The 23,344-nt window shown below is 61.6% G+C and carries 24 protein-coding genes; 10 read left to right on the forward strand and 14 right to left on the reverse strand.

Annotation, left to right across the window (positions count from 1 at the left end; translation table 11 throughout):
- Nucleotides 1-50: 50 nt before the first annotated feature.
- The 4 genes from ABX74_RS13480 to ABX74_RS13495 form a co-directional block, all read right to left on the reverse strand.
- Entirely contained in the window at nt 51-1,715 is a 1,665-nt protein-coding gene (locus tag ABX74_RS13480) for a DHA2 family efflux MFS transporter permease subunit (RefSeq protein ID WP_046379462.1), read from the reverse strand.
- 48 nt (nt 1,716-1,763) lie between these two features.
- A complete protein-coding gene (locus tag ABX74_RS13485; protein WP_020971103.1) occupies nt 1,764-2,222 on the reverse strand; it encodes a MarR family winged helix-turn-helix transcriptional regulator in 459 nt (152 codons plus the stop codon).
- Between the two features lie 71 nt (nt 2,223-2,293).
- Nucleotides 2,294-2,725, reverse strand: a complete 432-nt coding sequence (locus ABX74_RS13490; protein WP_019745731.1) for a MarR family winged helix-turn-helix transcriptional regulator — start codon at nt 2,723-2,725, stop codon at nt 2,294-2,296.
- Nucleotides 2,726-2,870: 145 nt separating this feature from the next.
- Nucleotides 2,871-3,539: a DsbA family protein gene (locus ABX74_RS13495; RefSeq protein ID WP_047888995.1), complete on the reverse strand. Its 669-nt coding sequence runs from the start codon at nt 3,537-3,539 to the stop codon at nt 2,871-2,873.
- A 139-nt stretch (nt 3,540-3,678) separates the two neighbouring features.
- Between ABX74_RS13495 and ABX74_RS13500 the strand changes: the two genes are divergently transcribed.
- On the forward strand, nt 3,679-4,506 hold the full coding sequence (locus tag ABX74_RS13500; RefSeq protein ID WP_019745729.1) for a helix-turn-helix domain-containing protein: 828 nt from the start codon (nt 3,679-3,681) through the stop codon (nt 4,504-4,506).
- On the opposite strand, the gene ABX74_RS13505 is transcribed toward ABX74_RS13500, so the two are convergent.
- Together ABX74_RS13505 and ABX74_RS13510 are read right to left on the reverse strand one after the other, a co-directional pair.
- Entirely contained in the window at nt 4,493-5,488 is a 996-nt protein-coding gene (locus ABX74_RS13505; protein ID WP_019745728.1) for an ABC transporter substrate-binding protein, read from the reverse strand. The two genes, ABX74_RS13500 and ABX74_RS13505, sit on opposite strands and share 14 nt — an antisense overlap.
- A gap of 6 nt (nt 5,489-5,494) precedes the next feature.
- Nucleotides 5,495-6,889 carry an MFS transporter gene (locus ABX74_RS13510; protein WP_020971099.1) on the reverse strand — a complete coding sequence of 465 codons (1,395 nt, stop codon included), beginning with the start codon at nt 6,887-6,889 and terminating at the stop codon, nt 5,495-5,497.
- A 119-nt stretch (nt 6,890-7,008) separates the two neighbouring features.
- Here ABX74_RS13510 and ABX74_RS13515 point away from each other — a divergent pair, with 119 nt between their 5' ends.
- Nucleotides 7,009-7,671: a TetR/AcrR family transcriptional regulator gene (locus tag ABX74_RS13515; RefSeq protein ID WP_052740987.1), complete on the forward strand. Its 663-nt coding sequence runs from the start codon at nt 7,009-7,011 to the stop codon at nt 7,669-7,671.
- Between the two features lie 6 nt (nt 7,672-7,677).
- Here the strand turns inward: ABX74_RS13515 and ABX74_RS13520 are convergent, their stop codons facing one another.
- Nucleotides 7,678-8,898 carry an SfnB family sulfur acquisition oxidoreductase gene (locus tag ABX74_RS13520; protein ID WP_047888996.1) on the reverse strand — a complete coding sequence of 407 codons (1,221 nt, stop codon included), beginning with the start codon at nt 8,896-8,898 and terminating at the stop codon, nt 7,678-7,680.
- Nucleotides 8,899-8,996: 98 nt separating this feature from the next.
- Between ABX74_RS13520 and sfnG the strand changes: the two genes are divergently transcribed.
- The gene (gene sfnG / locus ABX74_RS13525) at nt 8,997-10,121 is read left to right on the forward strand and encodes a dimethylsulfone monooxygenase SfnG (protein WP_024487492.1); all 1,125 of its coding nucleotides are present in this window, start codon (nt 8,997-8,999) and stop codon (nt 10,119-10,121) included.
- Between the two features lie 12 nt (nt 10,122-10,133).
- Here the strand turns inward: sfnG and ABX74_RS13530 are convergent, their stop codons facing one another.
- Nucleotides 10,134-11,660: an aldehyde dehydrogenase family protein gene (locus tag ABX74_RS13530; protein WP_047889070.1), complete on the reverse strand. Its 1,527-nt coding sequence runs from the start codon at nt 11,658-11,660 to the stop codon at nt 10,134-10,136.
- Between the two features lie 127 nt (nt 11,661-11,787).
- Here ABX74_RS13530 and ABX74_RS13535 point away from each other — a divergent pair, with 127 nt between their 5' ends.
- Together ABX74_RS13535 and ABX74_RS13540 are read left to right on the forward strand one after the other, a co-directional pair.
- Nucleotides 11,788-12,930 (forward strand): acyl-CoA dehydrogenase family protein, encoded by a 1,143-nt coding sequence (locus ABX74_RS13535; protein ID WP_007730792.1) that lies wholly within the window; start codon nt 11,788-11,790, stop codon nt 12,928-12,930.
- 9 nt (nt 12,931-12,939) lie between these two features.
- Complete coding sequence (locus ABX74_RS13540; RefSeq protein ID WP_019745722.1) at nt 12,940-13,632, forward strand: GntR family transcriptional regulator; 693 nt, start codon at nt 12,940-12,942, stop codon at nt 13,630-13,632.
- A 9-nt stretch (nt 13,633-13,641) separates the two neighbouring features.
- On the opposite strand, the gene ABX74_RS13545 is transcribed toward ABX74_RS13540, so the two are convergent.
- On the reverse strand, nt 13,642-14,262 hold the full coding sequence (locus ABX74_RS13545) for a TetR/AcrR family transcriptional regulator (RefSeq protein ID WP_019745721.1): 621 nt from the start codon (nt 14,260-14,262) through the stop codon (nt 13,642-13,644).
- 116 nt (nt 14,263-14,378) lie between these two features.
- Here ABX74_RS13545 and ABX74_RS13550 point away from each other — a divergent pair, with 116 nt between their 5' ends.
- The 3 genes from ABX74_RS13550 (at nt 14,379) to ABX74_RS13560 (ending at nt 17,824) form a co-directional block, all read left to right on the forward strand.
- Nucleotides 14,379-15,248 (forward strand): oxygenase MpaB family protein, encoded by an 870-nt coding sequence (locus ABX74_RS13550; protein WP_047888997.1) that lies wholly within the window; start codon nt 14,379-14,381, stop codon nt 15,246-15,248.
- Nucleotides 15,249-15,352: 104 nt separating this feature from the next.
- Nucleotides 15,353-16,492 carry a serine hydrolase domain-containing protein gene (locus ABX74_RS13555; RefSeq protein ID WP_047888998.1) on the forward strand — a complete coding sequence of 380 codons (1,140 nt, stop codon included), beginning with the start codon at nt 15,353-15,355 and terminating at the stop codon, nt 16,490-16,492.
- A 237-nt stretch (nt 16,493-16,729) separates the two neighbouring features.
- On the forward strand, nt 16,730-17,824 hold the full coding sequence (locus ABX74_RS13560; protein WP_042953148.1) for a GGDEF domain-containing protein: 1,095 nt from the start codon (nt 16,730-16,732) through the stop codon (nt 17,822-17,824).
- Between the two features lie 9 nt (nt 17,825-17,833).
- Here ABX74_RS13560 and ABX74_RS13565 read toward each other — a convergent pair whose 3' ends face one another.
- Together ABX74_RS13565 and ABX74_RS13570 are read right to left on the reverse strand one after the other, a co-directional pair.
- Complete coding sequence (locus ABX74_RS13565) at nt 17,834-18,046, reverse strand: hypothetical protein (RefSeq protein WP_020971089.1); 213 nt, start codon at nt 18,044-18,046, stop codon at nt 17,834-17,836.
- Nucleotides 18,047-18,078: 32 nt separating this feature from the next.
- Nucleotides 18,079-19,509: an MFS transporter gene (locus ABX74_RS13570; protein ID WP_047888999.1), complete on the reverse strand. Its 1,431-nt coding sequence runs from the start codon at nt 19,507-19,509 to the stop codon at nt 18,079-18,081.
- Nucleotides 19,510-19,572: 63 nt separating this feature from the next.
- Here ABX74_RS13570 and soxR point away from each other — a divergent pair, with 63 nt between their 5' ends.
- A complete protein-coding gene (soxR, locus tag ABX74_RS13575) occupies nt 19,573-20,013 on the forward strand; it encodes a redox-sensitive transcriptional activator SoxR (protein ID WP_020909439.1) in 441 nt (146 codons plus the stop codon).
- A 12-nt stretch (nt 20,014-20,025) separates the two neighbouring features.
- Here soxR and ABX74_RS13580 read toward each other — a convergent pair whose 3' ends face one another.
- The 3 genes from ABX74_RS13580 to ABX74_RS13590 all read right to left on the reverse strand — a co-directional run bounded on the left by ABX74_RS13580 (nt 20,026) and on the right by ABX74_RS13590 (nt 22,214).
- The gene (locus tag ABX74_RS13580; protein WP_020909438.1) at nt 20,026-20,832 is read right to left on the reverse strand and encodes an ABC transporter ATP-binding protein; all 807 of its coding nucleotides are present in this window, start codon (nt 20,830-20,832) and stop codon (nt 20,026-20,028) included.
- Nucleotides 20,833-20,847: 15 nt separating this feature from the next.
- Nucleotides 20,848-21,552, reverse strand: a complete 705-nt coding sequence (locus ABX74_RS13585; RefSeq protein ID WP_019745713.1) for a FadR/GntR family transcriptional regulator — start codon at nt 21,550-21,552, stop codon at nt 20,848-20,850.
- Nucleotides 21,553-21,653: 101 nt separating this feature from the next.
- A complete protein-coding gene (locus ABX74_RS13590) occupies nt 21,654-22,214 on the reverse strand; it encodes a QsdR family transcriptional regulator (protein ID WP_003943195.1) in 561 nt (186 codons plus the stop codon).
- A 158-nt stretch (nt 22,215-22,372) separates the two neighbouring features.
- Here ABX74_RS13590 and ABX74_RS13595 point away from each other — a divergent pair, with 158 nt between their 5' ends.
- A complete protein-coding gene (locus tag ABX74_RS13595; RefSeq protein WP_019745711.1) occupies nt 22,373-23,344 on the forward strand; it encodes a phosphotriesterase in 972 nt (323 codons plus the stop codon).

Raw genomic sequence — 23,344 nt, forward strand, 5'->3', positions numbered from 1 at the left:
CGCGTACCGCCGGAATCACCCGGACGGTACGCGGAACTGTTTCTGGGTTGCTACTTTCGTCGTTGCAACTCGTCGTCACCTTCGGTCAGAAGCGCAAGTTCGGCATCGACGGTGTCGGAATCGATCTCACCGGGAACGGCGATCTTCGCCAGGAGTTGCTCGTCACCACTTTCCGTCCGAAGCGCCTTCTCCCTGATGAAGGCGATCGCGATCAGACTCAACAGAGCCAGGATTCCGGCGATGAGGAAGACCCGTGCGGTGGCATCGCCGTACGCAGCGCGGACCACATCCTGGATCGCTTCGGGTAGTTCGTTGAGGTTCGACAGCCCTGCGCCGGATCCTCCGGACGCACTCAGATCGACCCCGATTGCGCTGAGGCCCTTGGTCGTCAGATCTGCAACGTGAGTGGAGAGCACTGCGCCGAGGACGGACACGCCTGCCGCGCCGCCGAGTGAGCGGAAGAACGAGACCGTCGAACTTGCGGTGCCGAGATCGCTAGGCGCGACGGTGTTCTGAACTGCGAGAACAAGATTCTGCATCACCATGCCCATCCCGGCGCCGAGCACGAAGAGGAACAGTCCGACCCAGAACATCGGCGTCGCGTGATCGATGGTCGAGAGGAGGAAGAAGCCTGCCGACATTGCGACGGCACCGGCGATCAGGAAGCCCTTCCAGCGCCCGAACTTCGTGATCATTGCCCCGGACAGGCCGGCGGAGAGCATGGAACCGATCACCATGGGCAGTGTCAGAAGACCTGCGGCAGTGGGAGAGTAGCCGCGGGCAATCTGGAAGTACTGACCCAAGAACACTGCTCCGCCGAACATTGCGACGCCGACGGCGATGCTTGCCAGTGTTGCCAGCGTGGTAGTCCGATCTCGGAAGAGGCGGAGCGGAATGATGGGTTCCTTGACCTTGCTTTCCACCCACAGCGCTGCGGCGAGCAGCACCACGCCGAGTCCGACGAGGAAGAACGACATCGCAGAAGCCCACTCGAAGTTCTTACCTGCCAAAGTGACCCAGATCAAAAGAGTGCTGACACCGGCGGCAATGAGGGTTGCACCGACGTAGTCGATGCTGACGTCCTTCTTGACGATCGGGAGGTTCAACGTACGCTGCACGACGATCAATGCGATGACTGCCAGCGGCACGCCGACGAAGAACGTCCAGCGCCAGCCGAGCCAACTAGTGTCCACGATCAGACCGCCGATCAGCGGGCCGGCGACTGTCGCGACGGACATGACGGCTGCGATCGGTCCCTGGTATCGACCACGCTCACGCGGGCTGAACATCGCCGCGATCACGATGATCACGAGGGCTTGCAATCCGCCGAGGCCCAGTCCCTGGACAGCGCGGAAACCGATCAGCATGCCGACCGATTGCGACATGCCCGCAAGGATCGAGCCGATCGTGAACAGCGTGATGGACAGCTGGACCAACAGCTTCTTACTCACCAGATCCGAGAACTTGCCCCAAATGGGAGTTGTTGCGGTGGAAGCCAACAGCGTTGCCGTCACGACCCAGGTGTACTGATCCTGGGTGCCGTGTAGTTCGGTGATGATGGTGGGGAGTGCATTCGAGACGATCGTCGACGACAGGAATGCGACGAACATGCCGAGTAGGAGCCCGACAAGTGCCTCGATCTTCTGCTTGTGGGTCATCGGCGCATCGGTCGATGACTGAGATGGTGGAACGTCGGTAGACGTGAAAGAACTCATGAATGTCCTTGCATCGGAGAATGATTCGATCTGATCGTGCAGCGTCGGTCAGTGCGCCGCGTGGGACTCTGGGCAGGTCGAGCGTCGTAGTCGATCGAGTGCACATGCGACGTCGACGGCGTCCTCTTCGGTCCATCCGTCGAGATGGTCGATGAGTCGCTGCGCCTGGGCGCGGCGATGGAAGACCAGGGTCTGGACGCCGAGTGGAGTCAAGGACAGGAGCGATGCCCGTCCGTCGTCCGGGTCCGGTCGCCGCTGAATGTATCCACAAGATTCGGCGTGTGTGATCTGTCTGCTCAGCGTCGAGACTGTCACTCTCAACTTTTCCGCCAGATCCGTCGATCTCGTGGAATCTGCGGCCGACAACTGCGAGAGGAGGGCGCCCAGTGGGTCCGGCAACATGCCGGGGGACAGTTGGCGTGAGCCGGTCGACGAAACCTCGCGGTGGCGCCGGACTAGGGCGCGAAGGTTGTCGAGGATTGCCTCGGCACTGTCGTGAGTGATCACGGCCACCCCCTCGAATAGTTGATATTTGCAACTATAGATCAAGTTGGTTGCACTGCACAACTACTTTGTTGTCAGTCCTCGGAACTGCCCAGTCGGTGCAGCAAGGCCGTCAGCGTGGTGATGTCGTCAGTTTCCCATTTTGCGAGTCGGGCGCGCCAACGATCGATCTGATGATTGCGGATCGTCGTGAGCTTCGTCCGAGCCTCAGGGGTCAGGGTCACCAGCTTCGCGCGAGCGTCGTCGGGGTCGGGGATCCGTTCCACCAGGCCGAGCCGAGCTGCGGCATCAATTTGCCTGGTCAGGGTGGACTTCTCGATATCGAGCGTGGAGATCAAGTCGGACATCCGCACGGCATCGGAACGGTTCAGGATGACAAGAACTGGGTAGAGCGCCGGATCGAGTTTGGGATGAATTGCACGCGCATAGGTGCGCGCCTGGGCGCGTCCTCGTTGCCACATGTCGGCAAGTTCCATCTCCAGGCCCGTGATCGGATCTGAAACCACTGTCGTTCCCCTTTGGTGCGATTCGTTCGGTGTTCATCAAACCAGAAGGGGGGCCGGAGTGATTTGGGTGAAGTCACGCTGAGCGAAAGGTACGTTCGGCGTACTGAAGGCGCTGAACGTACCTTTCGCTCGGAAAGTGGGTGGGTCAAGCCACCTCATACGCCCGCACGCACGTGTTCAGGTCGCGGGTGAGATCAGCTGCTGTACTGGTCGGAGAACCGAATTTCACGACGGACCCGTCGCTCCCGTGGAACAACAGCGTCGGAAACGAAGTGGCGCCGAGCCTGCGTGCCCGGACGAAATCGGCGCGGGCGGCGTCCTTCGAATCTGCGGTGAACAGGGAAGACACTGCGGCAGATGGGTCGAGCCCGAGCGATTTCGCTATGGCGCGGTAGGTCTCGGGATCGGAGAGGCTGCGACCGTCTCGGTAGAACGCGGTCTGCATGGCCTCCGCGATGTCGAGTGCGCGTGTCGGATCCTCTGTGCGAAGCGCGGCGAGTCCGATCGCAGCATCCGTCGAATCCATGACGAACCGCCCGTCAGACACCAGTTGTGAATATCCGTCACCGAAAACGGCGCCGGTCTGGGCTGCGATGGTGGCGTTGGCCGATTTCAGGTACGGAGCCGAAGACATGGGTGCGACGCGTTCACCGGTGAACAGACCACCGCTGACCACGGACAAGTTGATGGAATCGGCATTTTGACGGACGAACTCCGTCAAAGCAGGGCCGAAGCCGAAACACCACCCGCAATAGGCGTCGAAGACGTAGGTGAGTTGCGTCGTGCCTGCTGTTTTCGAGCCTGTCGATTGCACTGTTGATTCCTATCCGAGCGCGAACTGATTGATACTCTGACGGTATGTCGCATTCGGGTATTCGGTCACGGTGAAGATGAGTCCCGAACTAGTGAAAAACAGACAAGTACCCGTCCGGGACGTCGGGTACGCGTCTTCGGTGGCTGACGCGACCGAGATCGAAGTACTCAGCCTGGACACCATTCGCATCAACGGGGGTAGTGCAGAGTTCGTCGGCCCCCAACGCCCGCAGTTTCACTTACTCGCGCTGGTGACCGAGGGTTCGGCGCTACACACCATCGACTTCGTCAACTACGCGGTGAGTCCGGGGACCGTGTTCTGGGTCAGACCGGGGCAGGTGCAACAGTGGGGGCGAATCCAGGATTTCGAGGCGATGGTCGTTCTGTTCACACCCTCGTCGCTCGATGCCGTCAGCCAGCAGTTGTTGGACGGGAACGCTCACAGTCGGCAGGCAGCGTGGCAGTTGTCCGGCGAGAACCTCGAGACCATCAGCACGGGTATGAAACACCTGAACTTGAACTACGGTTGTCCGGATACTTCTGCGCCGGTCGTTCGCGCGGCCATTCTGCGGCACACGTTGACAGCAATTCTGTTGAAACTGACCCACCTCGGTGGACAGGAGCAGAGTTCCGTGCTGGCACACAATGACGTGTTCGAAAGGTTTCATGCCGTTGTCGAACGTGACTTCGCCACGGTCCGTTCGGTTTCGGAGTACGCCAACAAGATCGGGTACTCCGAGAAGACTGTATTGCGGGCTACCCGAGCTGCTGCCGGAATGACGGCAAAGCAGTACATCGATCAGCGTGTGGTGCTCGAAGCGAAACGTCTGCTGTCTTTCGGCACGGACACGGTCACCCAGGTGGCGTCGAAGCTGGGGTTCGACGATTCTGCGAACTTCACAAAATTCTTCGCCACCCGGGTGGGTGTTTCTCCGCTGACCTTCCGTCAGGACGTCAGAGCGCGCTGAACGCCGCCCATCGTGCGTCGGCGCTGTCGAGGGTTCCGATGCTGTTCTGCCCCTTGCCATGTGCGATGCCGTCCAGATCCTGGATGATCCAGTAGATGGCAAAAGGATGGCTGCCGAACCAGAGATCGCCGCTGACGTCCAGAGCGTGCGCCGGGTCGGGTGTCAGGTTGTCGAACAGTGGAGTGTTTCGCACGATGGATGCGTCGTACTGCTGCCCGGAAAGTACGGCGACGGTCTGCGCCGCATGCTCGGGTAGGAGTTCAGGTGAGACGGGCGAAATCGTGCCGGTGTCTTGATTGTTGGTCGCGTTGACTTCCGATACCGGCCTGGTGAATCCGGCCTCGGTGACCAGTGTGGAGATGGGAGTGGTCGGTGGCACAGTGAACAGGTTTCCGCTGTAGCCGAGAAGGATCGCAAGGCTCTGGCCGGCAGCCGCGGACTTGACGTCTTCGAGGCCGGATTCCAGCTTTCCGATCATGGCGGTTGCTTCGCTGCCTCGATCGAGCTGTGCCCCAGCTTGTTCGAGCACATCACGCCACGGCGCCGAGTACGGGAGGACCAAGGTTGGCGCCACGGAATTGATCTGCGCGAACAGGCTCGGTAGTGGACCGGCATTGCTCATCAGGATCTCATCGGGTTCGACGGACGCGATCTCTTCGACGGCGGGGTTGGCGAAGAAAGTCGGCTTGTCGAGAACTTCGACGCCCTGCTCGCGCAGAATCGACTTGGCGACGTCCGATCGCAGGGTGCTGTAGACGACGGTGGGCTTCACGCCGAGTGCGAGTGCACTCAGCCCCGCGTACTCGTCGAGCGCGAGAATGCGCTGCGGTGAGGCCGGAACTTCGACGGTGCCGAGTTCGTGTGTGACGGAGCGAGTTGCAGAAGCGGTTTCGGACTCGGCGGAGCTGCTGCACGCGCTTGCGCCGGCAACGGTGAGGAGAAGCGCCGAGACGATGCCGAATGCGGTTCGGGTGGTGAACATCTGAGGTCAACGATCCATTCGTGGGAAGAAGAAGGACAGGAGGGTGCCGGCCAGCAGTAGGCCGGAGCAGACGAAGAGGGCTTGGGAGTATCCGGAAACCAGTGCTTCGGTCGGTGCGCTGTCCGAATGCGCCGTCGAGGAAGCGGCGACGCTCACGAGAACGGCTAGTCCGAGTGAACCGCCGATCTGACGCGATGTGCTCAGTAGCCCTGATGCCATGCCGACTTCTTCGGGGGGAGCGTCGGCGGTGGCGACGTTACTGAGCGGCATGAACGACAGACCGATGCCGATGCTTGCCAGAAGCGAAGGCACCAGGATGACGGCCCAGAAGGGACTGTCGAGGTTCATGGTCGAAAACATGAAAGTCCCGATTGCGGCGACTGCTGTTCCGACTACGAGCAGCGGTCGAACTCCGTAGCGCGGAAGGAGTTTGGTGGACGCGAGGATGCCGATCACCAGGCCGAAGCAGAAAGGCAGGAAAGCCAGACCGGTGGTGGTCGGTGAATAGCCCAGCCCGCGTTGCAGGAAGAGTGAGACGAAGAAGAACGCGCTGAACTGGGCCGCACACACCAGGCACATGATGGCGTTGGCCAGTCCGATTCGGGGTCGAAGCAGGGTGGACAGTCGTACCAGTGGTGTGGCGCAGCGGCTTTCGACTACGACAAAGGCAGTCAGCAGGACGACCGTGAGTGCGAATCCACCCAGCACGTAACCCGAAGTCCAGGAATGTGATTCCGTGGCGATCACTGTGCCGACTAGGGCGGTGATTCCGGCCGTCGCCAAGATGGCTCCGGGGAGATCGAGGGAGCCACCTCTGGCGGCTTGGCCGGCCGGCAGGCCACGGGCACCTGCGACCGCGGCGATCAGGGCCACCGGTGCGCCGGCGAACATCACCCATCGCCAACTGAGCCCTTCGGTCAAAATGCCGCTCAGGACGACACCGAGTGCGCCGCCCAGTGCTGACGACATTGCGCCGATGCCGAATGCCTTGGCTCTGGCGCGTCCGGTGGGAAAGGCCTGACTGAGGGCGGCGAGCCCGGCTGGCGCGATCAGTGCAGCGCCGACGCCTTGAAGCGCCCGAGCTCCGACAAGCATTTCGGCGGACACGGAGAAGGTGCCGACGATGCTGACGAGGGCGAACAGCAGAAGCCCGGAAACCAGAACTCGACGAGTGCCCATCACGTCGCACAGACGACCGCCGAGAAGCAGCAGTCCACCGAAGGCGAGGGCGTACGCGTTGACGACCCAAGACAATCCGGCGTCGGAAAAGTTCAGCGATTCCTGGATGTCTGGCAGCGCGACGTTGATGACCGACATGTCGAAGGCCACCAGGAACTGCGCTGCCGCGGCGGCTGTGAGGACCAAAGCCGGTGCGGCTACCGCTCGAGTTGTTGTTGTCATTGCAGGTACCTAATTTGTATACGCGTTCTCATAAGTAGTTAGGTTTACCTTGCTGACGACTGAGATGCAAGGGGTTCCCCGGGCGAGAGCGTCGTAGCAGGGGCGCGCACAATCGACGGATGGCCGAAAAGATGGAACCGAGATCACCGCGGCTCGGACGTCCCCCGACGATCACGTCGGAGCAGATAGTCGACGAGGCGAAACGGCAACTTCAGTCCGGCGGCGCCGACGCGTTGAGCATGCGAGCGTTGGCGAAGTCGCTCGGCACCACGCCGATGGCGCTGTACCGGCACGTGGGCGACAAGGAACAGCTGATCAGCGCGGTTCTCGATGTGTACTCGCAAGATCTCGGCGCGCTGGTCCTGCCGCAGGATCAGGTCGAACGGCTTCGCACGATCTTCAGCGCGATCTTCGAAACGCTGGCATCGGAGCGCTGGATCATCGAGTTGCTTCAGCGAGGTGGGCGCGGCGGGGGCGGCGCTGTGGTCTTGGTCGATCGGGCAATGGCCGCGTGTGTCGAACTCGGGATGTCGCCGCGCCGCGCACTGTTGGTCTATCGAGCGCTGTGGAACTACACACTCGGTGCACTGCTCAACATCTACGACACCACCACACGACCGGAAGGCAGTGTGTCACCTCTCGCGGTCAAGATCCGAGAAATCGGTCCCGAGAAACTGCCGGTACTCAGTGAGGTGCTCGAGGACTGGCCGGGAGGGACGACGACTGAGAGTTACCTGGAAGGTCTCGAGGTCTTGATCAGCGGATACACAAATTCCGACTGAGAGTGATTACAACAGCCCGTGCCTCGGTGGGATTGTCCCCGACAGCGTCCACCGGCCGATGTGTTGGACCTTCCACCTCGTCGGATCGTGCAGAGTATGCGTGCGTGCGTCACGCCAGAATCGCGAGAGGTTCGCTGATTCGCCCGCGCTTCTGGTGCCACCGATCTCGAACAGCGTGCTCGTGGCCGCCAATGACGCCCTGGCACCGACCACTTTGGCAGTTGCAGCGTCGATGGATGCTCGGGCCGTGGAGTCCTCGGTGGGATTACGACGCGCCACGTCGATCGATCGCGCCGCTTCCGCCAAGAGGGATCTGGCAGCGCGAACCTCGATTGCCGCTTCGCCGGCGAGTTGAACGAGCAGTGGATCCTCCACCGCTGTATCGACTTTCGCCTCGAAGAAGGGCCGCGCCTTTGCTGCGAGTTTCACGGATTCGCGCAATGCGGCCGACGCGATGCCGGTGTCGATCGCGGCGTGCAGAATCTGGGCCTGTGCCCCGTAGGTGGTCGGGTGAGTGAACAACGATGTGAAGGGTACGACGTTGAACCGCGGCACCGACACGGATTCGAGTGTCACGGTTCCGCTCGCAGTTGTCTTCTGCCCCATGCCGTCCCAGTCGTCGACGATGGACAGTCCGGGAGTATTCCGGGGTAGGTAGACCGCGGATTTCACCTGTGCCCCGGTCTCGGTGAACTGATCCGCATTGGCGGCACGCACCACGATCCAATCTGCGAAAAGCGCTCCTGTGCAATAGAATTTTCGACCTTCGAGCACAAAGTCTTCCCCGTCGGGGGTGAGAGTGGTGCCGTCGATGTCGATGGTCTTGTTGCCGCGCTCGCTCTGGGCGTTGGCGAACTGCTTACCCGACAATGCTTCGGCGTAGAAGAACTGCTTCTGCTCGTTAGACCCCTGGTACCGGAGCGCTTCCAGGAAAGTGAAGTGGCTGTGCGGAATCTGCGCGATGCTGGGATCGCCCTCGGCGAGTAGGCGGAAGACCTCGGCCAACGTCTCGGTGCTCGCGTCGATGCCACCGAACTCCTTGGGCACCGAGAGCCCCAGCAGACCGGACTGCGCCAGGGTGCGAACCTCGTCGTGGGGAAGGAGGCGCTGCGCATCGCGGACGCCGGCACCTGCCGCGAACTCGTCGGACAGCTGTGACGCTACCGAGAGCGCCTCGTCTTCACTGGTGATGCGGTGCGCGATCTCCTGAATGTCCACAGCAGTCATGCTGCCACCGTTTCACAGTCGCAGCACCCACCCAACACTTACAACCTGTGTGATCGCTACCCTGGAAACCCCCGGGAACTGCATGTTTGCTGGATTTCATGTCTACTGAACGTATCGCCGACGAGATCAAGTTCGCCTACTGGGTGCCCAATGTCAGTGGTGGTCTGGTCACCTCCGACATCGAGCAGCGGACCAGCTGGGACTACGAGTACAACAAGAAGTTGGCGCAGACCGCCGAGAACAACGGCTTCGAGTACGCCCTGAGTCAGGTTCGTTACGAGGCGAGCTACGGTGCCGAGTTCCAGCACGAATCCACGAGTTTCAGCCTTGCACTGCTCCTGGCCACCGAGAAGCTCAAGGTCATCGCCGCCGTGCATCCCGGACTCTGGCAGCCGGCAGTGTTGGCGAAGCTGGGCGCTACCGCTGACCACCTGTCGAACGGTCGATTTGCCGTCAACGTCGTCAGTGGTTGGTTCAAGGACGAGTTCACTCATCTGGGCGAGCCGTGGCTCGAGCACGACGAGCGCTATCGGCGTAGCGCCGAGTTCCTTCAGGTTCTTCGCAAGATCTGGACCGAGGACGACGTCGATTTCCGCGGCGACTTCTACCGCATTCACGACTTCACATTGAAGCCGAAGCCTCTGAACACCCCGGAGCGCCCCAATCCCGAACTGTTCCAAGGCGGTAACTCGGCGGCAGCCCGTGAGAACGCCGGTCGCTATTCGGATTGGTACTTCAGTAACGGCAAGGACTACGACGGCGTCACGGAACAGTTGGTCGACGTCCGCCGTGTTGCTCGCGAGAACGATCGGGAGGTGAAGTTCGGACTCAACGGGTTCATCATCGCCCGCGACACCGAGGCCGAAGCAAAAGACACGCTGCGCGAGATCATCGCCAAGGCGAACCGTCCCGCAGTCGAGGGTTTCAAGAATGCAGTCCAACAAGCCGGCGCGTCGACCTCGTCCAAGGACGGGATGTGGGCAGATTCGACATTCGAGGACTTGGTTCAGTACAACGATGGCTTCCGCTCACAACTGATCGGCACGCCGGAACAGATCGCCCATCGGATCGTCGAATATCGCCGTCGCGGTGTCGATCTGATTCTCGGCGGATTCCTGCACTTCCAGGAAGAGATCGAGTACTTCGGGGCCAAGGTGCTCCCGCTGGTTCGTGAACTCGAAGCAGCCGACAGTGACGAGCAGGTGCTCGTCACCGCCGGCTGATCGCCTGGTCTCTCAGGACTTTGCGTGGCGCTTCGCCAGCATCCAACGAGAGATCTTCATGTCCCGAGCTTTTCGCTCGATGGTCAGCAGGTCCAGCGGAGCGCTGAATTTCTGAACGGCCAGTGATTTCACACTGCTGAACTCACGCAGCCCATCGGCTCCGTGGATACGCCCGAACCCGGAATCGCCGACCCCGCCGAACGGCAGGGCGGCGATTCCGGCGAATCCGAGAACCGAATTGACCGTGACGACACCGCATTCGAGCTTCTCGGCAATCGCTCGACCCTTCGACGAACTCTTGGTGAACACCGAGGCCCCCAAGCCGTACTTCGACGCATTGGCACGCTCGATCCCCTCGTTCATGTCGGCGACCTTGTTCACCACGACGCTCGGGCCGAACGTTTCTTCGGTGATCGCCGTGGAATCCTCCGGAACATCCGTCAGGATGATCGGATCGATGAACGGACCGTTGAACGAATCAAGCCCACCGAGTACAGCTTTCGCGCCTCGGCTGAGAGCGTCTTCGATCTGGCCTCGGACTATCGCAGTCTGCTTTCCCAGCGTCATCGGCCCGTAGGTCGAGCTGTCGGTGGCGCCGGCGTGGGCGTCTCGTAGCGCGGCGGTGAGCTTTGACAAGAAGGCGTCGTACACGGGCGCTGCGACGTAGATTCGTTCGACGCCGGCACAGGTTTGTCCGCCGTTGCCCACTGCCCCGAATGCAGCGAAGCTCACGGCCGCATCGAGGTTGGCGTCGGAGTCCACCAGCATGGCGTCCTTGCCGCCGCATTCGGCGACCAGGGGAGTGAGGGTGTCCGCGCAGGCGGCCATCACGCGCTTTGCGGTAGCCGTCGAGCCGGTGAATGCGATCTTGTCGACACCGGACGAACACAGAAGTGCACCGGTTTTTCCGTCACCGGTAATGGTCTGCAGGACAGGGTGTCCGGGCGCGGCGATGTTCCACAGCCGGGCCATTTCGACGCCGACGCCTGGTGAGAGTTCGCTCGGTTTGAAGACGACGGCGTTGCCGGCGGCCAGTGCGTAGCCGATCGAACCCATCGGTGTGTACAGCGGATAGTTCCAGGGGCCGATCACACCGACGACGCCCATCGGCCGGTAGCCGACGGATGCAGACTGGTTGGCGCTGATCAGTCCTGCACCGACGCGTCTGCGGCGCAATACTTTCTGTGCGTTGCGTGCCGCCCAGTCGAGATGTTCGACGGCCAGCATGACTTCGAGAAGAGCGTCGTCGCTGGGTTTTCCGGTCTCGGCGGAAATGATCGCCGCCATCGATTCGGCGTGAGTGGCGATCGCGGCGCGGAAATTACCGAGCACCTTCCGGCGGCCTTGGAATCCGAGTTGATCCCACCACTTCGACGCCGTGCGTGCTGCGGCGACCGCTTTCTCGATCTCTTGCTGATCTGCAATGGGGTGCTGCGCGACCACGGAATCGTTGCGAGGGTCGAGGCTCGTGAAGGTGTGATCCTCCGTTTTCGGATCTGTCGACGTGGACGTGCTCTGGCGGCCGAGCTGTTCTGTCATGTTCTTCAGATCCTCCACATGTCGGTGCATCACATATATGTGATGTGATTTACTGTGCTGGTAGTCACAGTATGCGTCGGACCGAGCTCCGACAAGCCTCCAGCCTCATCTCACTCGGGAGTTTTCGATGTACATGGATTTCACGCAGGAGCAGTCTGATTTCGCCAAGTCGGTAGCGTCGTTCTGCAAGAAGGAAAGTGGTACCCGTGAGCAGCGAGACCTGCTGACCGATCATGGCGCCCATAACCACAACCAGGCGTTCTACGAAAAGATGGCGGAATTGGGATGGCTCGGGCTGACTGTCCCGGAGGAATACGGCGGATCTGCCGGAAGCACGGTCGACCTGTGCATCTTCCTGGAGGAAGCCGCCAAGGGCATGGCGCCGATCGGTGGACTCGGCCCGACCGTCATCACCGGGGCTGCATACGAGAAGTTCGGCAGTCCGGCCCAGAAGGAGGCAGTGCTCGGCGGGATCGTCCGTGGCGCGTCTCAGTCGATCTCGATGTCCGAACCCGAAGCGGGCTCCGACGTGGGAAATCTGAGTTGCCGCGCCGAGAAGGTCGACGGTGGGTGGCTGATCAACGGCCAGAAGACGTGGTGTTCCAACGCGCACTTCGCCGAGAACATCCTTCTGGTGGCTCGCACATCCCGAGGTGAAGGCAAGCATGAGGGCCTGACGATGTTCCATGTCCCGGCCGACATCTCCGGATTGAAGATCAGTGGAATCGACACCATGGGCGGCAAGGAGGTCAACGATCTCTACTTCACCGACACATTCCTGCCCGAGGACGCGGTGGTTGGGGAAGTCGGCAACGGCTGGCGTCAACTCATGGCCGGACTCAACATCGAACGCCTCATCCTCGCGGCGATGATGCTCGGGACCGCGCAGCGCGCTTTCGACGACACCCTCGAATTCGTCACCACGCGTAAGCAGTTCGGCCGTCCGGTCGGATCGTTTCAGGCGCTTCGCCACCGGATCGCGGATCTCGCCACGGAGATCGAATGCGGCCGTCTGCTGGTCTACAGCGTTGCCCGAATGGTCGACGCCAACCCGACCAAGATGTTCCCGCGGGAAGCGTCGATGGCCAAGCTGAAGCTGACCGAGACCGCCAAGAAGGTCGCGCTCGAGGGGATGCAGATGATGGGTGGGTACGGTTACGCGACTGAGTTCGACATGGAGCACCATGTGCGAAAGACTCTTGTGTCCTCCATTTATGGTGGTACCAACGAGATTCAGCGAGACATCATCGGCAAAACGTACGGACTGTGAGGATCGGTTGTGGCAACGTCTGCACGCACTCGGAGGGCGACATCTGAGCTGAGGAGACGGCCACAGTTGTCGGAGGACGTGGCCAACCACGTTCGTAACCTGATCATGTCCGGCGCTGTGCGTCCGGGCGAGTTCGTCAGATTGGACGAAACCGCAGCCGACCTCGGTGTCAGCGTGACGCCGGTGCGAGAAGCCCTCGTCGCATTGCGCGGCGAGGGAATGGTCGAGTTGGTTCCGCATCGCGGCTATCTCGTCTCGCCCCTCAGTCGCCAAGACATCGAAGACATCTTCTGGTTGCAGGGGCAGATCGCAGTCAAGCTGGCTTTGCGGGCGATGGACACCATCACAGCTGATCAACTGGTGGAACTCACGGAACTCAACGCCGATTTGCGAGCGGCGGTGGACGCCTCGGATGCAGCTGCGATCGAGCAGTGCGAATTCGAATTCCACCGCTTGATCAATCGCGCTGCGGGTGGTGCGAAGCTGGCATGGTTCCTGTTCGGCGCGATTCGGTACACCCCTGCTCGTCTCTACGCGACGGATCCAGGCTGGGGTGAGCTTGCGGTATCGAGCCACGACGCTTTGATCGAGGCGTTCGAGAAGCACGATCGAGAACAGGTGGACGCGCAGATGAGTCTGCAGTTCTCCGACGGCGCTGCTCGACTTCTCGCTCACCTCGACAACATCGGGATCTGGGACTGAATCAGGAGCTCAAGACGGAGGTAGGGCGGGAGCGAGCAGGATCGCTGCACATTCGGCGACCAGTTCTTCTTCCGTCACGTCGATGTATCCGTCCAGCCATGCACTGAGGGTCTGCGCCAGGCCGCCGACCAGGAAGGTTGCCGTCAGCGTCAAGTGGCCGCTGTCGTTCAATCGGTAGAAGGTCTTGGCGTTGGCGGCCAGGAGACCGATGAATATCGTCGTCGACGCTCGTCGTTTCTCGGCCAGGACAGGGCTCGTCAGGGCGCTGGAGAACAGTAGACGTCCGCGACGGGGATCCTGCGCGATCGTGCGGACGATGTTCGCGATTCCGGCGAGCGCCTTGCCTCGTTCGGTCTCGGCGGCGTCCACCGCGGCCTGGGTTGAAACGGCGATGTCCGTGATGACGGTGTCGTAGACGGCCGACATCAGAGCATCACGATCGGTGAAGCTCTCGTAGAAGTACCGCGCCGCGACACCGGCCTTCTTGCACACTCCGCGGACCGTGAGTTCGGGCTCGGCGGAGCCCATGAGTTCCAGACCGGCCTCGATCAGCGTCTCTCGTCGTTGGGCTACGCGGAGCGCGCCGTCGACGCCACCGTACGAACGCGGTTGGTCATTCATGAAGACCATCTTTGCATCCCGAGATTGCTTGACATCTCGGCATTTCGGCGTTTCACTCATCTGAGAACATGCGTTCGCAGATATCGACTCGAAGGGGTTCTGCCATGACGGTGAGTAGGGATTCGATGGACGGGCGCGAGGAAGCGGTGACGGGCGGCATCGGAGCGGTCGGCGTCCAGGCGGTCGACATCGACGCCGAGGTCGAAAAGGCGATGTCCGGGCTCGGACTGTTGGCCGCAGGCGCCAACGTCATCATGCAGTTGGCGCGCCCGGCGGTGGGGTACGGCGTGTATGAGAGCAAGGTCGAGACGGGTCGGTTGGATCGACATCCGGTGAAGCGAACCCGGACGACGCTGACGTATCTCGCCGTCGCGAGCCTGGCGACGGACGAAGAAAAGAAGCTGTACCGACGCGCAGTCAACGGCTCTCACAAGCACGTTCGCTCCGATGAGAACAGCGCGGTCGAATACAACGCGTTCGATCCCGAACTGCAGTTGTGGGTAGCCGCCTGCCTGTACCGAGGCTTCGAGGACGTCTACAAAATCTTGTACGGGGATCTCGATCCGCTCACCCAGGATGCGTTCTATCAGCGAAGCGCCACGTTCGGTACAACCCTTCAGATGCGACGCGACATGTGGCCGGCGGACCGGGATGCGTTCGAGGTCTACTGGAACGAGAACCTCGACAAGGTGGCGATCGACGAGACGATTCGTGAGCATCTCTACGGGATCGCGTCGGCGACCTTCGCGCCGAAGTTGTTGCATCCCGTGGTCGGTCCGCTCAACCGATTTGTCACCACAGGGTTCCTGCCCCAGGCCTTTCGTGACGAAATGCGGCTCCCGTGGTCAGTGCGTCAGCAGCGCAACTTCGACCGATCCATGCGCGTCGCCGCGCTGGTCAATAGGTTCAGCCCGAAGATTCTGCGGATGTTCCCCTACAACTTCTATCTCTGGGATCTGCGTCGGCGCATCGCCAAAGGAATCCCGTTGGTCTGAGCCGACTCTGACACTTGAAGTGATTGACACCACAGGTGAATCGGACACATACTCAACATAGTTGAAGTTGACGTCAAGTTTTAACTTTCCTGTGGAGGCTGTCAGTGGCGAACATCGAAGGCGTATGTGACCAGCGATTCTCTGGCTTGAAGGAGGCTCTGGCACGCAATCTCGATTCCGGCGAGGACGTCGGGGCAGCGATCGCACTGACGATCGACGGCGAATCCGTCGTCGACATGTGGGGCGGTTGGGTCGACGTCGAGCACACTGCTCCTTGGGCCCGCGACACCGTCACCAACGTCTGGTCCTGCAGTAAGACCGTGACCGCACTGGCCGCGCTCATGCTCGTCGACCGCGGGTTGCTGGATCTCGATGCCCCGGTCGCGCAGTACTGGCCCGAGTTCGCAGCAGCGGGCAAGGACCGTATTCAGGTCCGGCAACTGCTGTCGCACACATCAGGCGTTTCGGGGTGGGATCAACCGTTCACCTTGGAGAACATTTGCGACGACGAATACGCCACAGCCCGGTTGGCGACGCAGGCCCCGTGGTGGGAGCCGGGTACCGCATCCGGATATCACGCCCTCAACTACGGCCACCTGATCGGCGAGGTCGTCAGGCGCATCGACGGTCGAACCCTCGGCCGCTTCATCGACGAGGAAATAGCCGGTCCGCTCGATGCTGATTTCCGCCTGGGCTTGCCGAAGTCGGAATACGGGCGAGTCTCGAATGTGATTGCGCCACCGCCGTTGCCGATAGACATCGCGGCACTCGGGATGGACAACATCATGGTGAAGACCTTCACCGCGCCGCCGGCCGACGCGACAGGTTCGTGGACCGACGGGTGGCGAGCCGCCGAGATCGGTGCGGCCAACGGTCATTCGAATGCGAGGGCACTCGCAAGGATCCAATCGGTGATCGCGTGCGGTGGCAAGGTCGGTGACGTTCGCCTGCTGTCGGAGGAAACGATCGACAAGATCTTCGAGGAGCAGTCGTACGGGGTCGACCTCGTCCTCGGTGTGCCGGTCCGCTTCGGCGTCGGATTCGGATTGCCGACGCCGGAGTCCGTCCCGTTCATTCCGGAGGGGCGAATCTGCTTCTGGGGAGGTTGGGGTGGCTCGCAGATCATCATCGACACCGAGAAGCGCATGACCTTCTCGTACGTGATGAACAAGATGGGGCCGGGCCTGCTCGGTTCCGAGAGATCGGCGCAGTACGTATCGGCTGCCTACGACGCACTGAGCTGATCGATGTGACTGCGTTTGATCGATATGACAGGGAGGGCGAAGCGCTACTCAAATCCTTGCTGAGTAGTAGCCGAGGGGGCTGGGTGTAGGCCCGATCGCTAATCCGGCGGAACGGTTGGTTTGTCTGCTGCAGCTGACTATGCTGCCGGATATGCCAGTGTGCTCCGGGGGGAAATCAGCTTGTCCGCTACGTCGAAGTGTGCCCGAAAGTTGCAGACCTGCATCGGCTGACCGGCGATGAAGGGTTTCGTCGAAGTTGTCATGCGCTGGTGGCAGTTGCCGGACCAGTTCCATAGTTTCAGCAGGTACCTCGAAGACCGCGGGTTCTTGACTTCCTGCCGGGCGCTGGTCGGCGGAACGGCACTCTGGATGGGGTTGGTGTTGCTGTCGGCGCGATTCAGTGACGTCGGTCCGCAAGGTACGTTCTGGCGAGCGGTCAATCTCATGGTCATCGTCCTGTGCGTCGGCGCGGCCCTGATCTGGTGGTTGTTTCCGCCGACGCCGCTGTGGTCGTACACCTTTGTCGTGGGTTCCGACGTTGCGATTGCGGCGGCCGCCGCAACCGACTCGGAACCGATGGGACGGCTCATCGCGTGCGTCGTGTTTGCGTCGATCGGCGGCTATATTGCGTTCTTCCACAATCCGAAACTCCAAGTCGGTCACTTGGTCTTCGCCTCGATTGTCACGGTGCTTTCGGGGTGGACTTTGTTGTTCGGACCAGCAGCGGACGTCGGCTTGGGGTTGGCGAAAATCGCGGTCGTGATGGCCACCATCATTGTGATTCCCGTGGTGTCCCAAATGGTTCTGGCAGTTCTGGGATCCGACGCCACTACTTCCGACATCGACCCGTTGACCGGTCTGCTCAACCGTCGCGGACTTTCGCGTCGTGTGAAGGATCTGATGGGGCCTCCGGTGACCGAGGCCGACGCGGTTCTCGTAGTGGTGATCGATCTCGACCGATTCAAGACGATCAACGACGTTTACGGCCACGACGTTGGGGACAGCACGATCCTGCGAACGGCGCTGCGTATTCGCCTGTGGACAACCAAAGCTGCACTGACCGCCCGCGTGGGCGGTGACGAGTTCGTCGTGGTCGAGCGGGTGCCGGTCAGCGTGATAGCGAGGCTGGAAGGACAGATCCGCTCGGCAATGGACGGGGCGACCGATGATCCACCGACGAGCGCGAGCATCGGAATGGCGGTCCGCACCGCGCCCCGGCATCCGGGTGAGTCCGTCGACGAAGTCTTTGCCGAACTCTTCCGCGTCGCGGACACGGTGATGTACGAAGCGAAGCGCGAAGGTGGCAACCAGGTTCGGGCGAGCCTGGTCTGATGTGAGAGCTCAGTCGGCGAAGCTCAGGCCGCGTTCGGCGAGTGCTTCACGCAGAATCCTCAGAGCCTTCGGTCCCATCCCGTGCAGAGCGCCGAGTTCCTTCTCGGACACGGACGTCAATTGCGCGAGATGGGTGTAGCCCGCTCCGATCAGCGCGCGCTGTGCGGGAGCTCCCGTTTTCGGGAAGTCGGTTTCCACTGTGCCCGGATCCGGTTCTGTCACTGGCCAACTCCTCCGTGTGGGTTTTCCACAGTCTAGCGAGCGTCGTGAACGATTTCGGGGCTGTCGATTTTGTCGGGCGTTCGCGGAAGCGCGCGAGCTGCCACGGCAATGCCGATGATCGCGACAGCGGCGAAGGTGAGGAGAAGCAATTGCGCAGAACGAAGCGTCGACGGTTCGCCGATGTTCACCAGCACTCCGGCCAGGGCTGCGCCGAAGGCATTGGCGATCAGCTGAACGGTGTTGATGGCAGCGGAGGCACGCGCACCTTCTCCGGGATCGGTGACCGCGGTCATCGCACCGACTGCAAGATGGGGCCAGGCGATGCCGATTCCGACGCCGGCGACCAGCAGTCCGATCACCCACGCGACCATCGCACCGGCGCCGGCGTGTTCGGTGAGAAATGCTGCCATGATGCCCAACCCGATCGCGACGAGGATCGGACCGCTGACAACGATTCGTCGCACGATACGAGGGGTAGTCGCCGAGGCGCTCGGGATTTCGCCGAGAGTCCAGCCGAGAGCGAGTGCGGCCCCGAGGAATCCGGCCGCGAGCGGTGCCAGTCCGGCAAGTCGTTGGCCGAAGAGCGGAATGAATGTCTCGACGGTCGACGCAACAGCGAGGACGACGATGGTCAGGTACACCCATTTGAGCGACGACGCGTTGAACGTCGACGGCGGTAGTACGCCGTGGCGCGAGCGACGGTCAGCGGCGACAAAGGCGATCAGTAGCAGCACAGCGGCGAGAACCATTGCTGCGGTCACTGCGAGGTTGGACAGAATTCCGGCAACGCTGACCAGCAAAGCTGCCGCAGTCAGCAATGCCAGTGAGAGGACCGGCACCGGGCTACTGGTGGTGCTGCCCGGTTCATGTGCCGGTAGCGCGCTGGGGACGAGGGCTGCGACTGCGATCGTCGCGATAACCAGAACGCCGAAAGCCCATCGCCAGGCTCCGAATTGAGCAAAGACGCCGCCGATTGCAGGGCCGGCGAAGGTGCCGACTCCCCACATTGCCGAAACCAGCGCGGCCCCGCGGGTCCACAGATGTCTGGGGAGCGCGGCATTGATGACGGCGTAACCGAGACCAGCCAGCAGGCCACCTCCCGAACCCTGGATCGTGCGGCCGACCAACAGCAATTCCATGGTCGGGCTGACCGCACAGACGACGGTGCCGAGCGCGAAGATCGCGAGGCCGATCAGGTAGGCCCCGCGCGGTCCCCTGGCGGCGAGGACGTTGGTGACCAACATCGAGGAGATGACGGAAGCGATGAGGAAGACCGTCGCGGTCCAGGCGTAGTACTGCTGACCGCCGATGTCGTCGATGGCAGTCGGAAGCAGGCTGGTCGTCAGGTAGACGTTGGTCGCGTACAGCGCGACGCCGCCTGCGAGGACGGTAGCGGTGCCGAGGTATCGACCGCTCAGGAGCTGCCGCCAGGTTCCGGCGGGAGCATCGGTGGGGGAGTGCATGGTGTCGAAGGTAGAATCTCAAGTGCGCTTCAGGTCAATGTCGCGCAGCCATTGGGAGGCAGAATGATCCGTAAGAGTGACGAACTTCTCTCGATCGGTGAGGTATCGGCGCGCACCGGCGTCGCCGTGTCGGCGGTGCGCTACTACGAAACACTCGGTCTGGTTCCTGCAGAGCGGACGGCAGGAAATATGAGGAAGTTCCCGCGGCACTCGATCCGGCGGGTGTCGCTCATCCAGTTGGCAGTCAGGTTCGGGATACCTCTGGCCGAAGTTGCCGAAGTATTCGGGTCGTTGCCGCAGGGACGAACTCCGACGAAGAAGGACTGGCGCAAGATTTCGACGGAGTGGAATCAGCGCCTCGAGGATCGCAAGCAGGCCATCAGCCGGATGCAGGACGAACTGACGGGCTGTATCGGCTGTGGGTGTCTATCACTCAAGACATGCAACCTGCTCAACCCTGGAGACGAACTGGGCCGGGAGGGACCCGGCGCCAGACGTCTCTGAAACTACTGTCGGTCAAACTCTTTCGCGTGGCCGCGACTGAGCATTCCACCGACCACCACGACGCTCGATCTCGATGGGATGCGAGAAGCACTCGCTGATGTTCTGGGTGGTGATCACATTCTCGGCGAGGCCGCTGGCGGTCACGACGCCGTCCTTGATCAGGAGAGCATGTGTGGTGGTGCTCGGAATCTCTTCGATGTGATGCGTCACGAGGATGCTGGCAAGTGACGGGTTCTGATTGCGGAGATCGTCCAGAGCCGTCAAGAGTTGTTCGCGCGCAGCAAGATCGAGCCCGGTCGCCGGTTCGTCGAGCAGGAGCAGGCGTGGTTCCACCATGAGTGCACGGGCGATCAGGGCTCGCCCCCGTTCGCCCTGGGACAAGTTGGGCCACAGTGCGTCCGAACGCGGACTCATCCCGAGTAGATCGATCAGTGCGTCGGCATGAGCCTCTTGCTCCGGCGTCGGTGACCACCGGGGCATCACCTCGGTGGTGTTGGTGAGGCCGGTGATCACGACGTTGCGGACGGTGATCGGAATTCCGATCGTGTGACGCGGGTTCACGTGCCCGATGTCCATCCGCAGTTCCCTCATGTCGACTCGGCCCAGCTTGTGTCCGAGGACGTAGACGGAACCGCGAGTGGGGTGGGCGGTTGCTCCGAGAAGGCTCAGGAGGGTGCTCTTGCCTGCGCCGTTCGCGCCGAGCAGTACCCAGTGTTGCCCGGGTTCGATCGAAATGTTGATGTCTTTCAACAAGTATCGGCCGTCGCGGACGAGATCCACGTGTTCGGTCGACAGAACGGTGCCATTGGGGTGTTGCACGAGAACTAACCTCTCTTAGGCGTCGAGCACACGCAACCGCCGTAAGACGGTGTCGATATTTGCTCGGGTTGCCGCTACCGCGGCTTCTGGGTCGGCGTCTTGAAGGGCCTCGACCAACTGATCATGGGCATGTGAGGTGTCGGGGACGCCGGCCTCGTGGGCCATCATCTCGACGAGGGATTCACGAAGGAGTGGACGCACCGACGTGAACAGCGAGAGCAGAACCGCGTTTCCGGACAACCGAACGACTTCGGTGTGGAAGTCGAGGTCGACGTCGACGAACTTCTCGACGTCACCCTCGAAATGACTGTGTCGCATGGTCAGTCGCCGCCGCAGGCCGTCGAGGTCCTCGGGTTGAACCCGCTCCGCGGCCAGTCTGGCGGCCTCGATCTCGAGTGCGCGACGGACTTCGAAGACCTCCAGGATGCGTGAGCGTCGAAGTAGCTTGGTGAATTCGTCGACGTGCTCGAGTTCGGACGCGGCAGCCACGAAGGTGCCGACGCCGTGTCGGACTTCGAGTAGTCCGTCGCGAGCGAGGAGGCGGATTGCCTCGCGAATCGAGGAACGCCCGACGCCGAGTTCGACGGCAAGGGCCGCCTCGCTCGGTATGCGCTCGGACGGCGCCCACGTTCCTTGCCTGATTCGCCCGCGAAGCAACTGTTCGAGTTGCGGCACCAGCGGACCACTGCGAAGTGTGAATCCTGTGTGGTCGTCGGACACGGCTCGCCTCTCGTGGGGGTACCGACAGCGTAACAACTCATCAGACGTCTGAGGACTCGGGTGGGCCGTGTGTCGGAGCAGTGCTCACGCAGTCGATACCGTCAGTTACGGGTGACGCCGAGGAGCAGTGCGATCAGGTCGAGGGCCGTCTCGATCTCCGCCTTTTCCCGCCCGAGTAGAGGGGCGTAGAGGTGTACGTCGCAGATGCGAACGAGAGCTTCGCCCAGCACTTGCGGCGAAAGCGTGATCGTCAGTTGGCCGGCGTCGACCTGGGACTGCAAGATTTCGGCGGTGATGGAGGCGGAGATCGATTCGATGGAGCCGGGCATCATCGCGAGTTTGATGAACACCATCGGTTCGCGTTTGGTCAGCGCTCGCAGTTCGGTCGACGATTCCACCGACCGCATGACGCGTCCGAAGACGTCGAGGATGTACTCCGGACCTTGCCCCGACGCCTGTGACATCGCCTTCCGGTATGTCCGTTCGGTGGCCTCGGCCAGCACTGTTCCGAGCAGTTCGTCGCGATTGCCGACCCAGCGGTAGAGCGTCGCGCGGCCTACTCCGAGACGTTCGGCGAGCAGTGACATGTCGAGTGGTTCCTCCGCGAGGTACATGCTCGCGGCGGTGTCGATCGCGCGTCGGCGTTCGAGGTCGGTAGGCATCGGGACATTCTCTCCGGTTGTCCGGTACTGCACAATTTCGGCGGTCGAACAGAGGTGGGCTTCGGGTGGATCGAACCTATTGACGAACCAAGCGACGTGAGACACACTAGCTCATTGTCTCATGTTAGTGATGGCGATCACAGTCAGGGGTTCGATCGATGAGTTCAGTACAAACCGTTCGTGGGCCGGTGGACACAGCCGATCTGGGAAAGGTGTTGATGCACGAGCATGTCTTCGTTCTGGGGGAGGAGATGCGTCAGAACTATCCCGACTACCCGGAGCCTTGGGACGAGGAGGCTCGAGTAGCCGATGCGGTGACCAAGCTGTCCGAACTGAAGTCGCGAGGGATCAGCACGATCGTCGATCCCACGGTCATCGGACTCGGTCGCTACATCCCGCGTATTGCGCGGATCAACGAGCAGGTCGATCTCAACATCATCGTCGCCACCGGCGTCTACACGTACAACGACATTCCGTTCCAATTCCATTACACCGGTCCAGGTTTGCTGTTCGACGTGCGCGAGCCGATGGTCGATCTATTTGTGAAGGACATCAAGGACGGCATTGCCGGCACAGACATCCGCGCGTCGTTCCTCAAGTGCGCCATCGAAGAACCTGGTCTGACTCCCGGCGTCGAGCGTGTGATGCGAGCGGTCGGTCAGGCGCAGGTCGAAACCGGGGTACCGATCACGGTTCACACGAACCCGCACACGGAATCGGGCCTCGTTGCGCAGAAGGTTCTGGCCGAGGAAGGTGCAGATCTGAGCAAGGTCGTCATCGGGCACTCGGGTGATTCGACCGACTTGGACTACCTGTGTGCTCTCGCCGATGCGGGTTCGCTACTCGGGATGGACCGTTTCGGTCTCGATGTTCTGCTCCCGTTCGAGGAGCGGGTGAACACCGTCGTGGAACTGGCCCGCCGAGGCTATGCCGAGAAAATGGTTCTGGCACATGATGCCTCGTGCTTCATCGACTGGTTCTCGAGTGAGGCCAAGGCGGCCGCAGTACCGAACTGGAACTTCACCCACATCAGCGATCAGGTCATTCCCACGCTGCTCGAGCGCGGCGTCACCGAGGATCAGATCAACACCATGCTGGTGGATAATCCACGTCGGTACTTCGAGAGCTGA

Origin of the sequence: Rhodococcus sp. ARP2 (assembly GCF_001029585.1) — a bacterium.
Taxonomy (GTDB): Bacteria; Actinomycetota; Actinomycetes; order Mycobacteriales; family Mycobacteriaceae; genus Rhodococcus_F; species Rhodococcus_F erythropolis.